This is a genomic window from Fictibacillus norfolkensis, assembly GCF_014836645.1.
Classification (GTDB): Bacteria; Bacillota; Bacilli; order Bacillales; family Fictibacillaceae; genus Fictibacillus; species Fictibacillus norfolkensis.
The window spans coordinates 19,095-37,239 of sequence record NZ_JACSQM010000003.1; the positions used below are offsets into that span (position 1 = coordinate 19,095).

Genomic DNA, 18,145 nt, shown 5'->3' on the forward strand with positions numbered 1-18,145 from the left:
GGTTGAAGATGTTGAAGCAAACGTTACTTCCGGATAAACTTCTATCACAATGGCATCCTACAAAGAATCAAGGCATAGATCCAGGTGAGACGAGTTTTGGCAGCTATGAATACATATGGTGGATCTGTTCAAAAGGTCATGAATGGGGAGCGACTATTCGTGAACGATATAAAAAGAATTTGGAGTGCTCGGATTGTGTAAGAGAAGAAAGAGCACTGAAAAGGTCGTATCAGTTCGAAGAAATTTCGAAAGAAACTTTAAAAGACGCAGATCCTGAGCTATGTCAGCAGTGGCATCCGACTCTGAACAAAAATCTTACCAGTGCGGATGTTGACAGCAAGGAAGATTGGCCACGTAGGTGGTGGATTTGTAAAAGAGGACATGAGTGGGAAGAAACCGTGATTGATCGAGTACATAATCCTAAAAGTGTATGTGTGTATTGTTCAGACAAAAAGGCGTATGAAAAGAACTGTTTGGCGACGATTTACCCCGAACTTGTAGAAGAATGGTCTACAGTAAACAATGGGAAAAGTCCACATGATGTCGTGTATAACTCTAACGAGGAAGTGGCTTGGGTATGCGAAAAAGGACATGTTTGGCGAGAGAGAATTCGTAAAAGGATTAAAAATAAGTCGCGATGTCCAGAGTGTGTGAAAATCGAGCAATCACTATTCAGTATGTATCCTGAGATTGCAGCAGAATGGCATCCAGATCGTAATGGTACAATGTTTGGCGTTCAAAAAACAGCCAAAGATGTATCTGTAACATCCTACAATAATGTTTGGTGGCGCTGTAAGAATTGTGGTGAAGAATACACGGCAAGGGTGAAAGATCGTGTGAAGGGAGTAGGGTGTAATTCGTGTTCTTCTTAATGATTAAAAAATTTTAACAATTGTGAGTAGCTGTCCTACATATCAAAAAATAAAAAAGCAATATAGAATATCAACACCATGCTTCTTGTCACTTGAGTGTTACAGATAACGAATAGGTACAGCGTTTTACTATCAAGGTATCTTCATATAAACTGATAAGTAATGAAACTCTGTAAATTTTATCTGTGCTAAGGAGATATGATATGGAAATCTTTTCGCAATACCTAGCTGGAATTGATAACCCCGATCACAGACACCGAATGGAGGAGGTTTTGGAGTGGGTCTCTCAAAAATTTCCTACATTGGAACCGCAATTCAAGTGGAACACACCGATGTATACCGATCATGGCACATTTATCATCGGTATCTCAATGGCAAAGCAACACATGAGTATTGCTCCTGAAGAAATTACCATGGTGCGGTTTGCCGAGAGTATCAAAGAGTCAGGTTATAGCTCAACTAAGGGCTTGTTTCGAATTCGCTGGAAAGATGAAGTGGATTATGAGCTGCTTGAGAATATAATAGCGTTTAATATAAAGGACAAAGCAGAATACACGAAATTTTGGCGTGAGTAACGAACGAAAGCATGATGTCAGAGTCATGCTTTTTTTATTTTCAGAAATCGCTTTGGAGTTTATTTTTATCCGTTGCAAACCAGAAGAATACTTCAACGTTTCAATTGATTACATGACTAATGATTATACTGGCTCGGTGCTACCCCATCCATTTTTAAACATCCTATTAAAATACGATTGGTCACAGTACCCAAGATATTCAGCGATCTTAGGGATGCTACATTTGATTTAGGAGCGGCAAATTATAGATGGCATCCACTTCAAGAGAACCCGGATGCCTATGCCTCCTCACACAATCATTGGATCTCTGCGCTTCAAGGTAGAGCGGAACTGCTGCAACCGCTGAGATTGCTCTTCAAACGATGTTAATCTACTTATCAGATTCATTAAAGCGAGAAGTAACGGCTGATAAAGTCATTAAAATGTCTAAATCAACTAGCCTTAAGCCTATACCTAAAACTGAAAATGCCGGTGACAACAGATCAAGATGTGCTGGATGCATATTTTGAACTACAAGACCTTGTTGGCGTTCGTTCAGCGTTCGATAACTTGGATAACGCTATTGTTGAACCGGTAAAAGCTGTACCTGGTTACGTTCAGTTTCGGTGGGAAGCTCCAACGGGGGTAAGTATTTCAGCAACCAAACGCAAATATTCATAGTCTTCTAGAAGCTTCAATTAAAGGTGAAATCAAATTAGAAGATTATCTTTCACAGATTAATAACCTAGCAAATACAAAGTATCAAGAAGCTAAGAAGGCGATTGAATAAGGAAGAATACTTTTATTTTTGCTTTGATGCATTTCATGTAGCAGGGAAATGCATCTTTTTTGTTGAAATTAAGCTGTTCATAAAGTAATTAAATGATGATCAACGGAAAGGTGGTTAATTTTATGGAAACAAGTAATAAAGTAATCATCACGGTGGAAACAACCGTAAACAAACCGATTAAAGAAGTTTGGAAATGTTGGACGGAACCACAGCATATTACAGGATGGAGTTTTGCTTCTGATGAGTGGAATGCTCCAAAAGCAGAGAACGATTTAATAGATGGCGGAAGGTTTCTTACTAGGATGGAAGCGAAAGATGGCAGCTTTGGATTTGATTTTAGCGGAACGTATTAAAACAAATGAATACATTGCTTATACGTTAGATGATGGAAGAAAAGTAACGATTACGTTCGTCAGCTTAGAAAATGAAACGAGAATCGTTGAAACATTTGAAGCAGAAGAATCGAATCCGGTTGAAATGCAAGAAGCGGGTTGGCAAGCGTTCATGGATAATTTTAAAAGGTACTGTGAATCTCAAAACTAATACTGTTTTAAAAGAGAGTACATTTCTTTAAATAGAAATGTGCTTTTTTGTTTGCCTATATTTTAAGGTATAACTAGTTGCGAAACTTAAGAAAGTCTTAAGATTTTTGCTAACTAAATGTAAAGGATTGCTGTGTAGAATAAAGATAATTTCAAATATATGCCATGCTATAATGCAGAAGGGAGTGTGAGGACATGAATCATTTTAATGTGCTAGTTGTAGACGATGAAAAAGAAATTCGTGATGCGATAGAGATCTATTTAAAGAACGAAGGAATAACCGTTGTTCAGGCTAGAGATGGAATTGAAGCAATAGAGAAATTAGATGAACACTCTATACATCTTATTGTAATGGACATTATGATGCCAAAGTTAGATGGAATCTCGACCACCTTTAAAATTCGAGAACAAAAAAACATACCGATTATTATCTTAAGTGCAAAGAGTGAAGATACAGATAAAGTACTAGGACTGCAGATCGGTGCGGATGATTATGTGACAAAGCCGTTCAATCCTTTGGAGTTAATCGCTCGTGTTAAATCACAGCTAAGGCGTTACGTGACTCTAGGTACATATGAGGGGAAGACAAATCTAATCAATTTGAACGGTCTGACACTTGATAAGGAAGCAAAGGAAGTCGCCATAAACGGAGACTCTGTAAAATTAACGCCTATAGAATACAAGATTGTGGAGTTGCTAATGTCTTACCCTGGAAGAGTTTTTTCCATCAATGACATATATGAGCGAGTTTGGAAAGAACCAAGTTACAATGCTGAAAACACTGTGGCCGTTCATATCCGAAAGATTAGAGAAAAGATTGAGATCGATCCGAAAAATCCTAGATATTTAAAGGTGGTATGGGGAATTGGATACAAAATGGAAAAATAGAACCAAGTGGGTTGTTTGGATCATGCTGTTGACCTTTGGGTTAAGTGGAATAATTTCGATACTAGAAAATGGTCATTGGTATTTTAAAAAGGATTATTTTCATACTGAGGAATTTAACTCAGAGTTTGAGGGATTTATCAACTATATTAATACTTCTGAAATTAACTATTTATCTAAAGATGAGCTTAAAAACAATATTAAAGTCTCAAAAGAAGAAATCGAAGAGCATCGTACGCGCTATGGAAGTTTGTCAGAGCAGATAGCCGATATCAAAAGCCAGTATGAATACCAGATTGACGAAGCGAAGGCTGCTAAGAACGACGATGTTGTTAAGCTTTATGAAGAACAAAGAGATTCAAAAGTTAAAGATATCATGGAGAATTTTAAAAGCGATGAGCATATCAAAGCTAAGATCGTGAAGGAAAAAGAAAAAGAAGTAGAGGCACTTGTTAAAGAAAGACAAAATTACATTTCTGATTATGATCCGAACATTTTGGGTTTCAACTACTACCTGGTAGATATGAACTCTAAAGAGGTATATACAAATCTTTCTTCAGCAGAAGGTCCTGAAGATCTTAAGAATAAAACAAATTTGTTCACAAGAGAGTATTCATCATCATCTGAAAACGGCAACTTACGTATTAGTGGACCAAATCCTTTCATAGAATATCATTACGAATATTTTCCTCAAAAGTCAAAAACACTTCAGGGAATAATTACTCTTCCTGAACAAGGAAGTTGGTTGCAAAAACAAGTAGATGATTTTGAGAAGAGACAAACGGTGTTTTATATTATTTCAATCTGCAGTATTGTGATTCTATTCATTGTGTTTTTATGGGGAAGAAGACTTCATCCACTACAGATGATATCTTCTTCAGACAAAGTAAAGATCTATCGTAAAGTACCTATTGATATTCGGTTGGGATTCTTATTGATCAGCTTGTTTTTTGCAATCATGGCAATTGTTATGAACGCACAAAACTACGATAATTTGGTATTCTCATTCATGTATAATGATGGTCTATTCGAATTTCTGATCACAGTGCTTATGGTGAGTATTACTCTTATCCAAACCACTTGGATCTACCGTGATGTGAGAAACAGACAGTTATATCGAGATGCGTTTATCTCTAAGTCAGCCCAATGGTTTTACCGGTTAGTTTCTGATGCATTCTACAATAGAAGTGTTGGCATACAAATCATGCTGCTTCTTATCGTTATTTTCTTATCAGGTTTCGGTGCTGCAGTCGTATTCTTTCATCCAATGGCTTTCGTCGTTTATTTCATTCTGTTTTTATTCTTTACTGTACCGGTATTAATCTACCTTTTAAAAAGAATTGGGTACTTTAATAGAATTATTCAGCATACGAATGAACTTGCATCGGGACAGATGGAGCAAGACCTTCCTAATAAAGGTAAATCAGCACTAGCCATGTTAGCTGGAAACCTGAACATATTAAAACATGGTGTGAAAACGTCAAAGCGTGCTGAAGCAAAAAGTGAGAGGCTTAAAACGGAGCTGATCACCAATGTTAGTCATGATTTACGAACTCCTTTGACATCGATTATTACGTATACAGAACTCTTAAAGTCACAAGAGGTAACAAAAGAGGACCAGAATGCTTATTTAGAAATTATAGATCGCAAGTCGAAGCGTCTAAAGGTTCTGATTGACGATCTGTTCGAAGTATCTAAGATGGCAAGCGGGAATCTGGAGCTGATTAAACATGATGTCGATATCGTCCAGTTGCTTCAACAAGCCATGGCTGAATACAATGAAACCATCAAAGAATCGTCACTTACTTTCAGGCTAGCAACGCCTAATGTTCCGGTCCATGCTCATGTGGACGGACAAAAGATGTGGCGCGTCTTTGATAACCTGATCGGCAATGCATTAAAGTATTCTATGGAGAATACTAGAGTATATGTGTCCGTAACAGAGGAAAATCGAAAGGTCATCGTTTCTTTTAAAAATGTCTCGAAGTATGAACTAGGCGGAAACTTTGAAGAACTATTTGAACGGTTTAAACGCGGAGATACATCACGTCATACTGATGGTTCAGGCCTTGGTCTCGCCATCGCAAAATCCATTGTAGATCTTCATGAGGGCAGCATGGACATCGATGTTGACGGTGATCTGTTTAAAGCTACAATTGAACTGGACGCGGTGAAATGATGAAGATAAACAAGAAATTCTTAATTGGTATGACCATTGTGTTGTTTAGTATTTTCGGTTTTGCGGATAACGCGGGTAGTCCTAAATTGAAAGAATCGGTTAAAGTTACTGAGATACTTCAAACAAGTGAATAGGTTGTGTGGAGCACTTCTTCTATTGGGAGAAGTGCTTTTTATTTTGTTTGTTCGCATATTGGTGTGAGGGTATTTTAGAGGTATGTTGTTGTCAGAATATGTCGACTCGCCGATATATGTTAAAAACTCGCTGGATTATGGCTATTACTCGCCGGATTATATCCGAAATTTCTAGAATTATTTCCAAAACTTCTAGAATTAATTGCAATCATACCCCGTGTGGTATGGATTAAGAATTCGATATTCACCTCATTTTGGCCCAAAACGGGGAGATTCAGCTATGCAACTAGGGGTTGCGCCTCATAGCAACTAAAGTTATCTTTACTTTTTGACCATAAATTCACAATAATGAGCTTATACATACAAAAAGGTGGCTACAATAGATGGTTTTTGGTGAGAAATTAAAAAGTGTTAGAAAGACGAGAGGCTGGTCTCAGGAAGAATTGGCTGAAAAACTTTTTGTTAGCAGACAATCTGTTTCTAAATGGGAGAACGGACAAAATTATCCGAGCATCGAAGTAATCATTAAGCTAAGTGATCTGTTTGAAGTAACGATTGACGAATTACTCAGAACAGATGAAGACTTAAAAGAAAAAGTAATAAAAGATAGCAAACAACTTGCTCATCCTAAATTAAAGTTTTTGTTTGATGTTGTGTTCTTACTCGGAGTGACCTTGTTAATCATTAAACTAGGATTTCTAGGGCTTAATAAATTTGCAAATTTAGACTCTTCATTGCCTGGAGGAAAGTTTCTGTGGAACTTTGGACCTTTACTATTCATGGTTGGTGGAGGAATTGGAGCGGGAATCGTTAAAGAAAGATATAAGGTGGAATAAACATTAGAAAGTAGGATTAGGAAAAATGAATCCACATATCCAACCTAAAATGGAAAAAAAGAGAGCAGTCTCCTTGGATGTAGCAAGAGGAATTATGCTTTTATTGATCGTGTTGGCTCATGCACCTTTATTTTTATATGAATCGAATCCAGGAGTCATGAGTCGTCCAGAAAGTCTGAGTACTCTTGAGAGAATTTTTAATTCAATGGGTGAGCTTTTTATTGATAATCGTGCACGGCCATTATTTGCTGTGTTATTTGGTTACGGGATGGTCATGATGTTCGAAAGTCAGTTATCGAAGGGGAATTCGCCAAACGTAGCAAGGAAGACGATTAAAAGACGCTCGTTACATTTAATTTTGTTCGGAATCGTATTAGCTGTAGTTGTAGGTGGTCAAGATATTTTGATGGCTTATGGAATTGCAGGTCTACTCGTTAGTAAGTTACTTTTGCTTAATAACAAGGTCTTAATAAAGGTTACTGTTTCTTTGACCATAGTCTATATGATTTTTATACCAGTCATTTGGGGCTTGTTCCTAAAGGAAATTGGTGGTTACGGATTCGGCACTGAATTTTCTTCAGATCAGTCGTATAGTCAGTTGTTTATGGAAACCATGATCTATTTTCCGACTATCCCAGTCTTTATACATTTCCTTTTCCCAATCCTTCCTTCTGTACTTTTAGGAATATGGATGGGAAGAAAGAGACTTCTAACAGAGTCACATAAATACATGCGTGAATTAAAAATCCTTGCAACTGCGGGTATTGCCATTTCGTTAGTAGGATCGATTCCATTAGTATTATTAGGTGAAGTATGGGAACCTAGTTTATTTACAGCAGGAAACATTTACGGAGTTCAAATTCTTACAGGTATTGCTGGTGGTATTGGATATGCAGCCTTTTTTGGACTGATTGGGTGTCTCATCAAAAAGCCAGGTCCTATTGCAAGATCACTCATTGCTCTAGGAAAACGCTCCCTAACATTTTATATCTTGAATGAAATGATATTAGTGATTTTACTTTCACCTGTAGCTTTTGGTTTAGGAGGAGAGTTGAGTATCATTAGTGTGACAGGGATTGCCTTCTTAATATGGGTAACTGGTATATTCATGGCATCTCTATTGGAAAAATTTAAGCTGAATGGACCATTTGAAACTCTTATCCGCTACCTGGTTTATAGATAATGACTAGATATTATGATGAATAAACCAAAACCAACGCCGGCCAGATTGATTCTGGTCGGCGTTATGTAAACAGGTTTTTACTGATCTATTTCAAACATATAACGATTTGTCTGCACACTAACTCCGAGTACGATTCCCATTAACATCATATTGGACAAAAGAGAGCTTCCTCCATAGCTTAAGAACGGAAGTGTGACCCCTGTTACCGGTAATAAACCAATATTCATGCCCACATTCTGAAAGATCTGGAACGAAAGAAGTCCGATAATCCCTGAACACATATATCCGCCGAATGAGTAGTTTGATTTCACACCTAGTATCACAATTTTATAGATTAATAAGAAGAATAGACTCACTACGATGGATGTACCGAGAAAGCCTGTGTCTTCACCAATAATGGAAAAGATAAAGTCAGTGTGAGCCTCAGGTACATACATGATCCCCTCCATCCATCCCTTACCAGAATACCAACCTGAACCGATCGCAGTAATGGCTTGTTTCGTTTGATAACCTTGGTCTGTGTATTCAAACGGATTTAACCAGCCGTTTATCCTACTTCGTTGGTGAGGAAGAAGTAAGATGAGCAGTTTCGTCTGAAAAAAGTTATTAAATTTAAAATAGATGACGATTAATGCTGTCAAGACGATAGATGGCAGTGAGATTACAGCCAAAATGATCTTCCAGCTTACTCCTGATATAAATATGATGGACAGAATGATGGAAAGGTAGAGCATGATCATTCCTGAATCTGGCTATATGGCCACAAAGATAATAGGAGCTAAACTAGCTATTCCCATTTTGTAGATGAGATAGAGATCCGATCGTATCGTTCGCTGAATATATTGGTAATTGTGAGATTCAACGATATTACTAAGTACTAAGATCAAAGCGATCTTCATAAATTCGGAAGGCTGAAACGAGCCAAGGAAAGGTAATTGATACCATGCTTTAGATCCGTTGATGGGCTTTGCGATACTCTCTGGCGCAAAAATGAGCATCACAATAAAAAATAAAACAAAACCATAAAAATACCAAGACATTCTTTTCAGCTGCTCAAAATCCAGGCGCGCAATGGCAAGCATTAAAATGGTACTTAAGGTGTACCAGAAAATCTGTTTAGGAACAAAATTACCGTTATATTGGCCAGACTGTTGGCCGCTAAATATGAACATGAAACTAATAATTGCTAGTAAGAAGAGTATAAATAGAATTCCATAATCCAATTTATCTATAAATGTTTTACTATTTGGAGTCTCCATGTACCGCACTTCTTCCTGTTTTCATTATTTTACCAAAAATAATGATACCACATTTTGGATGGATTCATACAAGTTTAATCCATTACGATATGTTGACTTCAAAAAATAGTGTGATAAGATTACCTTACGACCGTTCGGAAGGTGGCTTGTAAATGACATATGATCAACTAAAACAAACAGCACTCATCCAGTTTGCCCAACTAGGGTTTGAGGGTGCTTCTTTGTCTGTAATCGCAAATGAGGTAGGGATAAAAAAGCAATCGATCTATACTCACTTTAAGAGTAAAGATGATCTCTATATACAAACGTTCCATGATGCAACGGACTATGAAATCGATTTTGTTAAACAATTTATTGAAGATCAGGGATCTCTTAAATTAAGAGAAGTTTTGTCCAAATTTTTAACGGAGTATTTAGAGCGATTTGAGAAAAACAATAATATGAAATTTTTTATGCGAACGTCTTTTTATCCGCCAGTGAAGCATGAAGAAGTTATTAAAATGGGAAGCAACAAATTTGTCGATCGTTTGGAGAGTTTGTTTACAGCACTTTTTGAACAGAATTCGGACCTGTTGAAAGCGAATATTACTCCCGAAACAGCGGCTCTTGCGTTTTTAACCATGTTAGATGGACTTCTCGTTGAGTTGATCTATGGAATTCCAGAACGTCTGCAAAAAAGATCAAAACAATCGTGGTCCGTGTTCTGGCGGGGTATTAGTAATGAAAGTGGTGAATTGTAATGAATCGTTCATGGGGTTATGTACTTTTAGGTTCAGTGTTTGAAGTGTGTTGGGTAATCGGTTTAAAGCATTCTTATAATTTCTTGACGTGGACGGGAACAACTGTAGCCATCATCTTTTCCTTTGCGCTTCTTATTTTAGCTACGAAACAACTTCCTGTTGGTACGGTTTATGCCGTATTTACTGGATTAGGAGCAAGTGGGACAGTTTTGATGGAAATGCTTGTTTTTGGAGAGCCTTTTAAAATGTTAAAAATTATACTCATTCTTGTTCTTCTTGCTGGAGTTATGGGACTTAAATTAGTAACCGGAAAATCAAAATCAGAAGGAGGGGTTCAATAATGGGCTGGATCTTTCTGGTGTTTGCCGGTCTTTTTGAAGTAGTAGGAGTAACAGGAATGAACCTTGTTGCAAAGAAAAGGAATAGTGTTTCATTCCTCGTCCTAGTTATAGGGTTTAGCAGCAGTTTTCTTTTGTTGAGTCTCGCCATGCAATCTTTGCCTATGGGGACTGCGTATGCGATCTGGACGGGAATCGGTACAGTGGGCTCAGGACTAGTCGGAATCTTATTTTATGGTGAATCAAAAAATGGACTAAGAATTCTGTTCATGGCAATGGTACTCAGTGCCGCAGTTGGACTTAAACTCATTAGTTAAGGAAGGATTTCTATGTTGTTAAGTAGAATGTAACTCGCTATACATTTTAAGTAGAAGAGGGATCTCCTTGGGAATTCATGATACGTTTCGATTTGGTTCTCATGCCATGATATTTAATGCAGAGAATAAGCCTTGTTTCGTGAGTGTAGAGAAGAGCTTGGGATTGATGTGATTGAACCTGATTTAACAGGGTTGTATTATCACAGTTCAATTAACACTCACGCAGCAATATTCCGATGCAGGATCTCAGAAGATGCTGAAATTGTTCTAAGCTCAGAACACTCTGACTTTAAATGGGTCGATATAGCAGAATTGAGTGAGAGTCAGCGAATTCGAGCTCAGGATGCTTTGAATTTTCAGGGGCAAGTTTTTAGTAGAGCTTTTTAATCAATTGATTTACGTGAAAAGCGTGCATTTCTTCCTAGGTGGAGAAGTGCTTTTTTTTATTGTGATTTATAGATAGTAATACCTATAAAATTGGTCTTATTCACAAGGATATGGCAAGAAGTTGTCGAAAATCATGTTAGTCAGGTAAATTTAGGAAGTAGGGAACAGAATGTTAGAGTCTATACAAAGCATGTGCTTACACGTGGTCTTCATACTTTTTACCATCCTTATTTATCAAGTATTTTTTAATGAAAGAGATGATGAACGAAAACGAATTACTTCGAAGTTCTTTCTGGTCATGCTGATCATTTTAATTTTCACGATGAGCCAGCCCGTCGTTTATTCTGAAATCTATAAGTACGACTTTAAATCGGTTGCTATTATTTTGTCTTTCTTATACGGTGGAAAAAGGGTAGGTTTTTCGAGTCTTTTAGCACTTCTTATGGTGGGTTACTTCACTGATCAGAATTTAGTTGTTTTGCTAGGAAATTACATGGTGCTCTGCTTATTGTTATTGCCCATTACAAAGCTCTTTCATCGCTACGGTATCAAAGGCAAGGTTACTGTTATCAGCTTGTTCTATTCTTTGATCCCAATAACAAGAGGAATCTCACTACTAATAAAAGGGGACGAGCAGGAACTCTTTTTCGAGTTAAGTTCTTCGCTTATCGTATTGGCAACGTTAATTGCAGTTGTGCACTTAATTGAGAATATGAAAGAGCAGATGGAAATGAGACAAGAGCTCGTTCGTACGGAAAAAATGAATGTCGTCAGTCAGCTTGCTGCTTCAGTTGCTCACGAAATTCGAAACCCCATGACTTCCGTACGAGGGTTTATGCAACTCATGCAAAAAGAAGATTTAACGAAGGAACAGCAGATGTACATAAGTATCTCGATTGAAGAATTGGATCGGGCACAGGAAATTATCAATCAGTATTTGGCGTTAGCTAAACCGCAAACAGATCAATATGAAACCATCGATCTCACATCAACTATTCAACAATCAATAGATGTGATGCACTCTTATGCCATTTTGAACAGTATACATATTGCACAACACGTAGAATCCTCTCTTGAAATCGAAGGACTTAAATTGGAGATTCAGCAAGTCTTGATCAACATCATCAAGAATGCTATTGAAGCAATTAAGTCGAAAGGTGAAATCAGGATATTGGCCTATAAAGATATAAACGATTTCGTTTGTATCGAAATTAAAGATAACGGTGTTGGCATGTCTAAAGAACAATTAAAAAAACTAGGCAGTCCATATTATTCTACTAAAGAAAAAGGAACAGGACTTGGTTTAACCGTATGCCACCAAATTGTAAAACAGATGGGTGGACGCATTACAATTACTAGCGAGTTAACAAAAGGAACAATATTTACGATTAAATTGCCTTCTAAGTGATGTTGCGCAGTAAAGTTTTTGAATGAATAGAAGAGGAGAGAAGAGTTATTTTTCAAAGAAAATTAGTAGCGGCTTCTTTATCAGGTAAGATTTATGCCATCATTTTAGGGTTCTCTATACCTAATCCCTTTGGAGATGAATCATTCAATTCAGTTCTAAGTTATGTATTTGCTTGTATTGGAATAATCCCTGTTTATATGATGTATAGTTTTCCTGCGATATTAATCTATGGTGTTTTAACTTCTGTAATTAGTGATAAAGTTGGTGAATTTATTTCAATTAAATCTGAAAATAAAAACGCAGAACTCATTATTTCTGGCTCATTGCATATGGTTTTCGGTTTAATCTTGCTTTTGTTTAGTCTAGGGGCCGCTGTCTTGTACTTTATTACTGATAGGATATTGAAAAGAAGAAATAAAAAAATTAAGTGGTATGATGCGCTAATAAGTCTATCCATACCTTGCCTCACATGGATCGTCACTATGGGAACAGTTTGGATTAAGGAATTGTGAATAAAGGGATAACGGTTACCCAACAGAGGTGTGTAGATGAAAGTGAAAATTGTAAAGTACAAGGAAACTGATACAGAGGAGATTATCAATCTGTTTTATGAATCTGTACATACCGTAAATGCCAAAGATTATTCATTACTAGAGTTGGATGCTTGGGTTTCCTATTATGAATTACAATCTATGGTGGAATCGTGGAAGGAATCCTTGAGTCAAAACATAACTTTTGTAGCTAAGAATAAGGATGAAATTGTTGGCTTTTGTGATTTAACTAATAGTGGACATTTAGATAGACTGTATGTTCATAAGCATTACCAGCGACAAGGTATAGCTTCGGCATTAGCTAATTTGATTGAATCTGAAGCAAGGAAACTAGATGTATTGAGTATTGATACTGATGCAAGTATTACGGCTAAACCTTTCTTTGAACAGCGAGGCTACCGAGTAGTTTGTCCTCAAAGTGTAGTCCGCCATGGTGTTACCTTGATTAATTTTAAAATGACTAAAAATCTAAAGTGATTAGACAATTCTAGGACCATGAAATAAAATAAGATGCTCTCTATTCCAGCAACACCAAAAAAAACGATCAGAGAACCTCTGATCGTTTTTTGTGTTAACAGCTTGTCTTATAATTTTTGAGAAAGGGAGAACGTTCTGCCATGCTCAGCTTGCTCAACTGAATTTGTGGATAGTCCAACAAATACAGCAGTTAGTGCTAGTGAAGTGATGATAATACCTGCAGCGAATTTTTTCATTTTAGTGCCTCCTTTTTTTGTAAAGCGCGTTTTGCTTCGTAAGACTCTTTAAAATAGTAACTAGCTTTATTGTGGTTCTCTTTGTTGAAGAAGACCTGTGCAAGTTCTCCAGCATAATCTTCTACGAAACCAAAGAGTTCGTGTTGTTTAAAATAGTCATTTCCTTCTTTAACAATACGTTCAAGCTCGTTTATATCTGTTGCCTGATTTAAGGCGTTCAGAATTTTGAAGTGATGCAAATATTCTTCATTCGCGAGCTCGATTCCTTTATTGTAGAAAGGTATTGCTTTTTCTTCATTATTCAATCGATAGAATTCTCGAGACAATAAGAAGTGTGTCTTATAAAAGGCTTCTTCTTCCTCAAATACCTCTAACAAATAGCGTACTGCCAGTTCGGACATGTTTTGTTCAGCATACAGATAACCAATGTTGTATTTGATCAGTGAGGTATATGACTGGTCAACGCGTTTAGCGAGATCAAGTGCGCACAGAAAATGTTCTTCTGCTTTCCCGTATTGTTTCAAAGATAGAGAAGCAAGACCCAGAATATTTTCACAACCGGATTGAAGCAGTTCGAAATCTTCCGCTTCTGATAACGTTTTCAAAGCTTCGTTCGCATAATCAAGTGCTGTGAGTGGCTGACGGATGTGATAATACAGAACGGCAGCTTTATGATAAAAGTCTGCTCGCACGATATCATCCGTCATGCTGCTCAATACATTTAATAAGTTAAATGCTCTGATAAAGCGCAATTCTGCTACTTCATAATTTCCTTCAGCTGTTAATAGCATGCCGGTAATTAAGTTCATATAGTACCCAAAAATATCTGTTCGATTTAAATGAACATCATTTAGCGTATCTAAAATGGCGTGAGCAGAAGCTAGCTCTTTTTTCAAAATCAAGTAACGGCTGTTTAACAATTGATAATACAACTGTGTAGACGGGTCTTTGATCTGTGTGATCTCACTCTTAATCTCGTTATGTATACTCTCTGATTGTTGTATGTGATTTGTCCGGATGGCCGTATGCCAGCGCTCGAGGGACTGTGTGATGGGCTCTCTAGTTCCGACGTTCATGGAAAACTCCTTTCTATAAGACTTGTAATTTAAATCTAACATAAAATGGAAAAATAAAACTTGGGAAAATTCCATGCTAGAGGGTAGCATAAAGTGACAGTATTCTCTTTAATTTTCCCAATAATCTGACACTGAGTGGCTATCTTATTGTTTCGTTTAATGAAAACATGATTATGAGGGTGGAAGGAGTAGAACGGCATTTATGGAATTAAAGTTCATAGGGTCTAAATAGTAATGAGAGAAAAAGAGAGAAGTGGGGAGTGGGAACCTATGTTTTTGAAAAAATCATCTCAATCTGGAGAAATACACAATGTTTCTTATCTAAATGGACAGGTACGTTTTCAAGGTGTCTCTCTGAATGTATATAGTTTTCTTGTTGATGGTGTATTAATCGATACTGGCGCGCAATCTTTACATCAACACTTCAAACCTTTTATTGATCAAGCTGATTTCGATCACGTATTCATAACGCACTTTCACGAAGATCATACAGGCTGTGCTAGTTATATTGAAAAAACAAAAAAAGTTCCAATCTATTTAGATGAAAAAACGATTGATTATTGCGGTAAACGAGCACATTACCCTATGTATAGGCAGTTCTTTTGGGGAAGAAGAAAACCATTTCATGCGCAAATAATGCCAAGTGGATTTCAATCTAGAAATGCAAGTTGGGATGTAATACCTACTCCTGGCCATGCACAGGATCATCATGCATTCCTTAGTCGAGAGACAGGACAACTTTTCACAGGTGACCTATATGTAATGGAAAGGACTAAAGTGGTTCTCGAGGAAGAAAGCATTCCCTCCATTATTCAGTCTTTGCAACGAGTTTTAACATATGATTTTCAGGAAGTGTTTTGTAATCATGCAGGTTTTATTCAAGACGGAAGAATGGCACTACAACGAAAACTCGACTATCTATTAGGTATACAGCATGAAGTTTTAACATTACACCAAAAAGGCGACAGCCCTGAAGAAATTCGTCAAAAGCTGTTTCCTAGAAGATTCCCCATAATCAAATTTTCTCGCGGTGAGTGGGATTCTATCCATATTGTTCATTCCATCATGAAAGAAAATCATATTATCAGCTCATAATTTTAGAAGAAGAGGTTAACATTATGTCGATTAAACAAGAGAAGAAAGCGATCGTTCGAACAGTCCGTGTTGAGGATGCTGAAGCTATTCTTCTGATTCAGCGTGAAGTGATTTCTGAACACGATTATTTTATTGCGGTATCAAAAGAATTTAATAAGAAGATAGAAGATCATGAAGAATGGATAAGAAACATTCTCGAGCATGAACGTGAGACGATGCTTTCGCAGAATATGAAAATAATGTGGTTGGATGGATCGTTTTTCGGTCACAAGAAAGAATGAGAATGCACCACACTGGTTCATTTGCCATCATGCTTCGTAAAGAATTTAGGAATAAAGGGATTGGCAAGCTATTGATTCACGAGCTATTATCTTGGGCCGAAAAACATCCGGTCATTGAAAAGGTTACTTTAGGAACGTTCTCTACTAATTCTAGAGCAATAGAATTGTATAAAAAACTAGGATTTATAGAAGAAGGGCGAAAAGTAAGAGAGTTCAAGTTTAGCAATGACGAGTATGTGGATGATGTGTTGATGTATAAATGGGTAAAGTAAAAGTCTGTGATTAGCGGGAACTTCATTAAAAAGAAGTTCCCATTTCTTTACTTATCTTTCCTTCACAACCTTCTTTCTTGCTAGCGATAAAAGAAATAAAACGCCTACAAATAGAGATGTATAGACTAAAAGCTCAACATTTGTTACAGAAAATTCTTTTGCGAGTATAGTAGAATACGCAAAAATTGTGGTTGTAAACAGTTTGGATACAGCAGCTACAATTAAGAATTTGCTGAATCTGAATCCACTTAATCCTGCTCCTATACAAATGATCTCATCAGGTAGGATAGGAATGACAAACATGATGACTACAAAGAGCATTTCGTTTCTTTGTACATATTTTTGGTACTTCACGAGTTGTTTCTTTTTAACGAATCGCGAGACAATTCGTTGTCCGCCTATTCGTGCAATAAAGTACATAACAACAATTCCTGATAGTGTTCCTATAAATCCTAAATAAATAGCGGTTACAGGTCCGAAAACGCTACTGGCCCCACCAGTTGTTATCACTTCAGGAAGAGGAAGAATGATCGGCTGCGCAAAACAGATAGCTAAATAAATCCATTTTGCTGTAGATTCATGAAGCTGTAGCAATTGTTCAAAGCCATACATATCTGTTAGTACCAATAGCTTGGTTAGATAGAAGGTTGCGATTATTAACATGCATACGGCAACTAGATAGATGAGTAATCGTCTGGTGATTTTTAAGAATTGCCTATTCATTTTAATTAAGAAAAAACAGTCTGTTATGGCAATGAATAATATAAGTATGAATCCTATCCATTGAAAAACTGGTGTAATGGTTGGCAGCAACTTAAAGAGTATGACAAGTGTTAATGACATTAATAGGACGTGCGAAGTAATTTCAAGAGTTACTTGTTTTTTTGAAAGACTGTCAGTCATGCTTGGTCTCCATTTCTATGTATTCTAGAGTTAGTTTAAACATTTGGGAAATGACGTGACAGTTGCTACAGATGTAAGTTAATTAAGCCTTAAGACGTATCCGGTATGAAAAAACAAAATATTTTGACAAAATTCGCTAAAAGTATAGATGGCTTGATTTTTAAATGGTAAAATATTACTATGCAGAACAAGTGCTAGGGACATTTGTACTGTATGGATTATCATGGGGTTAATAAATTTTAAGGAGGTATTTAATGAAGCGTAGAATTGTGCACGAGAAAGTGGAAAAGTATTTAATTACGAATAGGACCATTGCTATTCATCCATTTATTAATCAATGGGGAAGGGTTTGCGCAGAAATTTATGAAGAAGATGCCGTCTTCCTTGTAGAGAAGAAGCCTTTTCGAATCATTAAAGATTCTTGTCCTTATTATGGAAGTACATATGATGGCAAGAAAGATGCAACTCAGATTATATTAGGAAGGATGTGTTTTCCTCCTATCATGATTGACACGAAGCTTGACATATTCTTCTTTCCCACGAAATCACCACGAAAAGACTCCTGTATCTGGCTCTCACAGCCACACATCGATGATATTGAATCCATTGACCGTAAAAAAGTTAGAGTGCTCTTCTTAAACGGAATGGATCTACCTATTGAAAGTACCTCTCGTGCCCTTAAAGCAAAACTCCATCGAGCAGCTCATTACAGAAATGTACTAATAAATCGAACAAATCGAAGCCTAGATAAGGATAGTGAAAAAGGTTTAAAGAATAGTGATTTGATCTTAACGTAAATAATTTTGAACGTGAGCGCCTGATGATGAATT

Annotated in this window: 21 protein-coding genes and 2 pseudogenes; 19 read left to right on the plus strand and 4 right to left on the minus strand. The window is 36.8% G+C overall.

Annotated elements, in window-relative coordinates; all coding sequences use genetic code 11:
• Nucleotides 1-8 precede the first annotated feature (8 nt).
• The 9 genes and pseudogenes from H9648_RS07390 (at nucleotide 9) to H9648_RS07430 (ending at nucleotide 7,975) form a co-directional block, all read left to right on the plus strand.
• A complete protein-coding gene (locus tag H9648_RS07390; protein ID WP_191753281.1) occupies nucleotides 9-872 on the plus strand; it encodes a zinc-ribbon domain-containing protein in 864 nt (287 codons plus the stop codon).
• A 203-nt stretch (nucleotides 873-1,075) separates the two neighbouring features.
• Entirely contained in the window at nucleotides 1,076-1,447 is a 372-nt protein-coding gene (locus tag H9648_RS07395) for an iron chaperone (protein WP_191753282.1), read from the plus strand.
• Between the two features lie 471 nt (nucleotides 1,448-1,918).
• A complete protein-coding gene (locus H9648_RS07400) occupies nucleotides 1,919-2,107 on the plus strand; it encodes a hypothetical protein (protein ID WP_191753283.1) in 189 nt (62 codons plus the stop codon).
• A gap of 231 nt (nucleotides 2,108-2,338) precedes the next feature.
• Nucleotides 2,339-2,759 (plus strand): annotated as a pseudogene (locus H9648_RS07405) (SRPBCC domain-containing protein).
• A gap of 194 nt (nucleotides 2,760-2,953) precedes the next feature.
• Entirely contained in the window at nucleotides 2,954-3,646 is a 693-nt protein-coding gene (locus H9648_RS07410) for a response regulator transcription factor (protein WP_191753284.1), read from the plus strand.
• A complete protein-coding gene (locus tag H9648_RS07415) occupies nucleotides 3,624-5,822 on the plus strand; it encodes a histidine kinase dimerization/phospho-acceptor domain-containing protein (protein ID WP_191753285.1) in 2,199 nt (732 codons plus the stop codon). Before H9648_RS07410 ends, H9648_RS07415 begins: the two co-directional genes overlap by 23 nt.
• A complete protein-coding gene (locus H9648_RS07420; RefSeq protein ID WP_191753286.1) occupies nucleotides 5,819-5,956 on the plus strand; it encodes a hypothetical protein in 138 nt (45 codons plus the stop codon). Before H9648_RS07415 ends, H9648_RS07420 begins: the two co-directional genes overlap by 4 nt.
• Nucleotides 5,957-6,339: 383 nt before the next feature.
• The gene (locus H9648_RS07425; RefSeq protein WP_191753287.1) at nucleotides 6,340-6,792 is read left to right on the plus strand and encodes a helix-turn-helix domain-containing protein; all 453 of its coding nucleotides are present in this window, start codon (nucleotides 6,340-6,342) and stop codon (nucleotides 6,790-6,792) included.
• A 25-nt stretch (nucleotides 6,793-6,817) separates the two neighbouring features.
• Nucleotides 6,818-7,975: a DUF418 domain-containing protein gene (locus H9648_RS07430; protein WP_191753288.1), complete on the plus strand. Its 1,158-nt coding sequence runs from the start codon at nucleotides 6,818-6,820 to the stop codon at nucleotides 7,973-7,975.
• Nucleotides 7,976-8,052: 77 nt separating this feature from the next.
• Here the strand turns inward: H9648_RS07430 and H9648_RS20665 are convergent.
• Nucleotides 8,053-9,234, minus strand: a pseudogene (locus H9648_RS20665) (FtsW/RodA/SpoVE family cell cycle protein).
• Between the two features lie 152 nt (nucleotides 9,235-9,386).
• Here H9648_RS20665 and H9648_RS07445 point away from each other — a divergent pair.
• The 6 genes from H9648_RS07445 (at nucleotide 9,387) to H9648_RS07470 (ending at nucleotide 13,452) form a co-directional block, all read left to right on the plus strand.
• Nucleotides 9,387-9,974 (plus strand): TetR/AcrR family transcriptional regulator, encoded by a 588-nt coding sequence (locus H9648_RS07445; RefSeq protein WP_191753291.1) that lies wholly within the window; start codon nucleotides 9,387-9,389, stop codon nucleotides 9,972-9,974.
• Nucleotides 9,974-10,315 (plus strand): DMT family transporter, encoded by a 342-nt coding sequence (locus tag H9648_RS07450; protein WP_191753292.1) that lies wholly within the window; start codon nucleotides 9,974-9,976, stop codon nucleotides 10,313-10,315. Before H9648_RS07445 ends, H9648_RS07450 begins: the two co-directional genes overlap by 1 nt.
• Entirely contained in the window at nucleotides 10,315-10,629 is a 315-nt protein-coding gene (locus H9648_RS07455) for a DMT family transporter (protein ID WP_225218793.1), read from the plus strand. Before H9648_RS07450 ends, H9648_RS07455 begins: the two co-directional genes overlap by 1 nt.
• Nucleotides 10,630-10,797: 168 nt before the next feature.
• Nucleotides 10,798-11,016, plus strand: coding sequence for an NUDIX hydrolase (locus tag H9648_RS07460; RefSeq protein ID WP_318243510.1), 219 nt, complete (start codon nucleotides 10,798-10,800; stop codon nucleotides 11,014-11,016).
• 169 nt (nucleotides 11,017-11,185) lie between these two features.
• Nucleotides 11,186-12,424 carry an ATP-binding protein gene (locus H9648_RS07465; protein ID WP_191753293.1) on the plus strand — a complete coding sequence of 413 codons (1,239 nt, stop codon included), beginning with the start codon at nucleotides 11,186-11,188 and terminating at the stop codon, nucleotides 12,422-12,424.
• A 554-nt stretch (nucleotides 12,425-12,978) separates the two neighbouring features.
• Nucleotides 12,979-13,452 carry a GNAT family N-acetyltransferase gene (locus tag H9648_RS07470; protein ID WP_191753711.1) on the plus strand — a complete coding sequence of 158 codons (474 nt, stop codon included), beginning with the start codon at nucleotides 12,979-12,981 and terminating at the stop codon, nucleotides 13,450-13,452.
• Nucleotides 13,453-13,559: 107 nt separating this feature from the next.
• On the opposite strand, the gene H9648_RS20855 is transcribed toward H9648_RS07470, so the two are convergent.
• Nucleotides 13,560-13,688 (minus strand): hypothetical protein, encoded by a 129-nt coding sequence (locus H9648_RS20855; protein ID WP_255520074.1) that lies wholly within the window; start codon nucleotides 13,686-13,688, stop codon nucleotides 13,560-13,562.
• Nucleotides 13,685-14,764, minus strand: a complete 1,080-nt coding sequence (locus H9648_RS07475) for a response regulator aspartate phosphatase (RefSeq protein WP_191753294.1) — start codon at nucleotides 14,762-14,764, stop codon at nucleotides 13,685-13,687. Before H9648_RS07475 ends, H9648_RS20855 begins: the two co-directional genes overlap by 4 nt.
• 234 nt (nucleotides 14,765-14,998) lie before the next feature.
• On the opposite strand from H9648_RS07475, the gene H9648_RS07480 reads away from it, so the two are divergent.
• Genes H9648_RS07480 through H9648_RS20985 form a run of 3 tightly spaced genes read left to right on the plus strand, consistent with a single transcriptional unit; the run spans nucleotide 14,999 to nucleotide 16,412 of the window.
• Nucleotides 14,999-15,859: an MBL fold metallo-hydrolase gene (locus tag H9648_RS07480; protein WP_225218796.1), complete on the plus strand. Its 861-nt coding sequence runs from the start codon at nucleotides 14,999-15,001 to the stop codon at nucleotides 15,857-15,859.
• 23 nt (nucleotides 15,860-15,882) lie between these two features.
• Nucleotides 15,883-16,140, plus strand: coding sequence for a hypothetical protein (locus tag H9648_RS20980; protein ID WP_318243497.1), 258 nt, complete (start codon nucleotides 15,883-15,885; stop codon nucleotides 16,138-16,140).
• Nucleotides 16,137-16,412, plus strand: coding sequence for a GNAT family N-acetyltransferase (locus tag H9648_RS20985; protein WP_318243498.1), 276 nt, complete (start codon nucleotides 16,137-16,139; stop codon nucleotides 16,410-16,412). The genes H9648_RS20980 and H9648_RS20985 overlap by 4 nt, the downstream gene beginning before the upstream one ends.
• A gap of 51 nt (nucleotides 16,413-16,463) precedes the next feature.
• Here H9648_RS20985 and H9648_RS07490 read toward each other — a convergent pair whose 3' ends face one another.
• Entirely contained in the window at nucleotides 16,464-17,315 is an 852-nt protein-coding gene (locus tag H9648_RS07490; protein WP_191753295.1) for a TVP38/TMEM64 family protein, read from the minus strand.
• 254 nt (nucleotides 17,316-17,569) lie between these two features.
• Between H9648_RS07490 and H9648_RS07495 the strand changes: the two genes are divergently transcribed.
• A complete protein-coding gene (locus H9648_RS07495) occupies nucleotides 17,570-18,112 on the plus strand; it encodes a competence protein ComK (protein ID WP_191753296.1) in 543 nt (180 codons plus the stop codon).
• Nucleotides 18,113-18,145: the final 33 nt, after the last annotated feature.

What these genes read in the sequence shown, in the direction of transcription:
- H9648_RS07480 (WP_225218796.1), top strand. Translation starts at nt 14,999, where the DNA reads ATGAGAGAAAAAGAGAGAAGTGGGGAGTGGGAACCTATGTTTTTGAAA.
- H9648_RS07390 (WP_191753281.1), top strand. Translation starts at nt 9, where the DNA reads ATGTTGAAGCAAACGTTACTTCCGGATAAACTTCTATCACAATGGCAT.
- H9648_RS07420 (WP_191753286.1), top strand. Translation starts at nt 5,819, where the DNA reads ATGATGAAGATAAACAAGAAATTCTTAATTGGTATGACCATTGTGTTG.
- H9648_RS07395 (WP_191753282.1), top strand. Translation starts at nt 1,076, where the DNA reads ATGGAAATCTTTTCGCAATACCTAGCTGGAATTGATAACCCCGATCAC.
- H9648_RS20985 (WP_318243498.1), top strand. Translation starts at nt 16,137, where the DNA reads ATGAGAATGCACCACACTGGTTCATTTGCCATCATGCTTCGTAAAGAA.
- H9648_RS07445 (WP_191753291.1), top strand. Translation starts at nt 9,387, where the DNA reads ATGACATATGATCAACTAAAACAAACAGCACTCATCCAGTTTGCCCAA.
- H9648_RS07495 (WP_191753296.1), top strand. Translation starts at nt 17,570, where the DNA reads ATGAAGCGTAGAATTGTGCACGAGAAAGTGGAAAAGTATTTAATTACG.
- H9648_RS20855 (WP_255520074.1), bottom strand. Translation starts at nt 13,688, where the DNA reads ATGAAAAAATTCGCTGCAGGTATTATCATCACTTCACTAGCACTAACT.
- H9648_RS07425 (WP_191753287.1), top strand. Translation starts at nt 6,340, where the DNA reads ATGGTTTTTGGTGAGAAATTAAAAAGTGTTAGAAAGACGAGAGGCTGG.
- H9648_RS07410 (WP_191753284.1), top strand. Translation starts at nt 2,954, where the DNA reads ATGAATCATTTTAATGTGCTAGTTGTAGACGATGAAAAAGAAATTCGT.
- H9648_RS07465 (WP_191753293.1), top strand. Translation starts at nt 11,186, where the DNA reads ATGTTAGAGTCTATACAAAGCATGTGCTTACACGTGGTCTTCATACTT.
- H9648_RS20980 (WP_318243497.1), top strand. Translation starts at nt 15,883, where the DNA reads ATGTCGATTAAACAAGAGAAGAAAGCGATCGTTCGAACAGTCCGTGTT.
- H9648_RS07455 (WP_225218793.1), top strand. Translation starts at nt 10,315, where the DNA reads ATGGGCTGGATCTTTCTGGTGTTTGCCGGTCTTTTTGAAGTAGTAGGA.
- H9648_RS07490 (WP_191753295.1), bottom strand. Translation starts at nt 17,315, where the DNA reads ATGACTGACAGTCTTTCAAAAAAACAAGTAACTCTTGAAATTACTTCG.
- H9648_RS07430 (WP_191753288.1), top strand. Translation starts at nt 6,818, where the DNA reads ATGAATCCACATATCCAACCTAAAATGGAAAAAAAGAGAGCAGTCTCC.
- H9648_RS07475 (WP_191753294.1), bottom strand. Translation starts at nt 14,764, where the DNA reads ATGAACGTCGGAACTAGAGAGCCCATCACACAGTCCCTCGAGCGCTGG.
- H9648_RS07450 (WP_191753292.1), top strand. Translation starts at nt 9,974, where the DNA reads ATGAATCGTTCATGGGGTTATGTACTTTTAGGTTCAGTGTTTGAAGTG.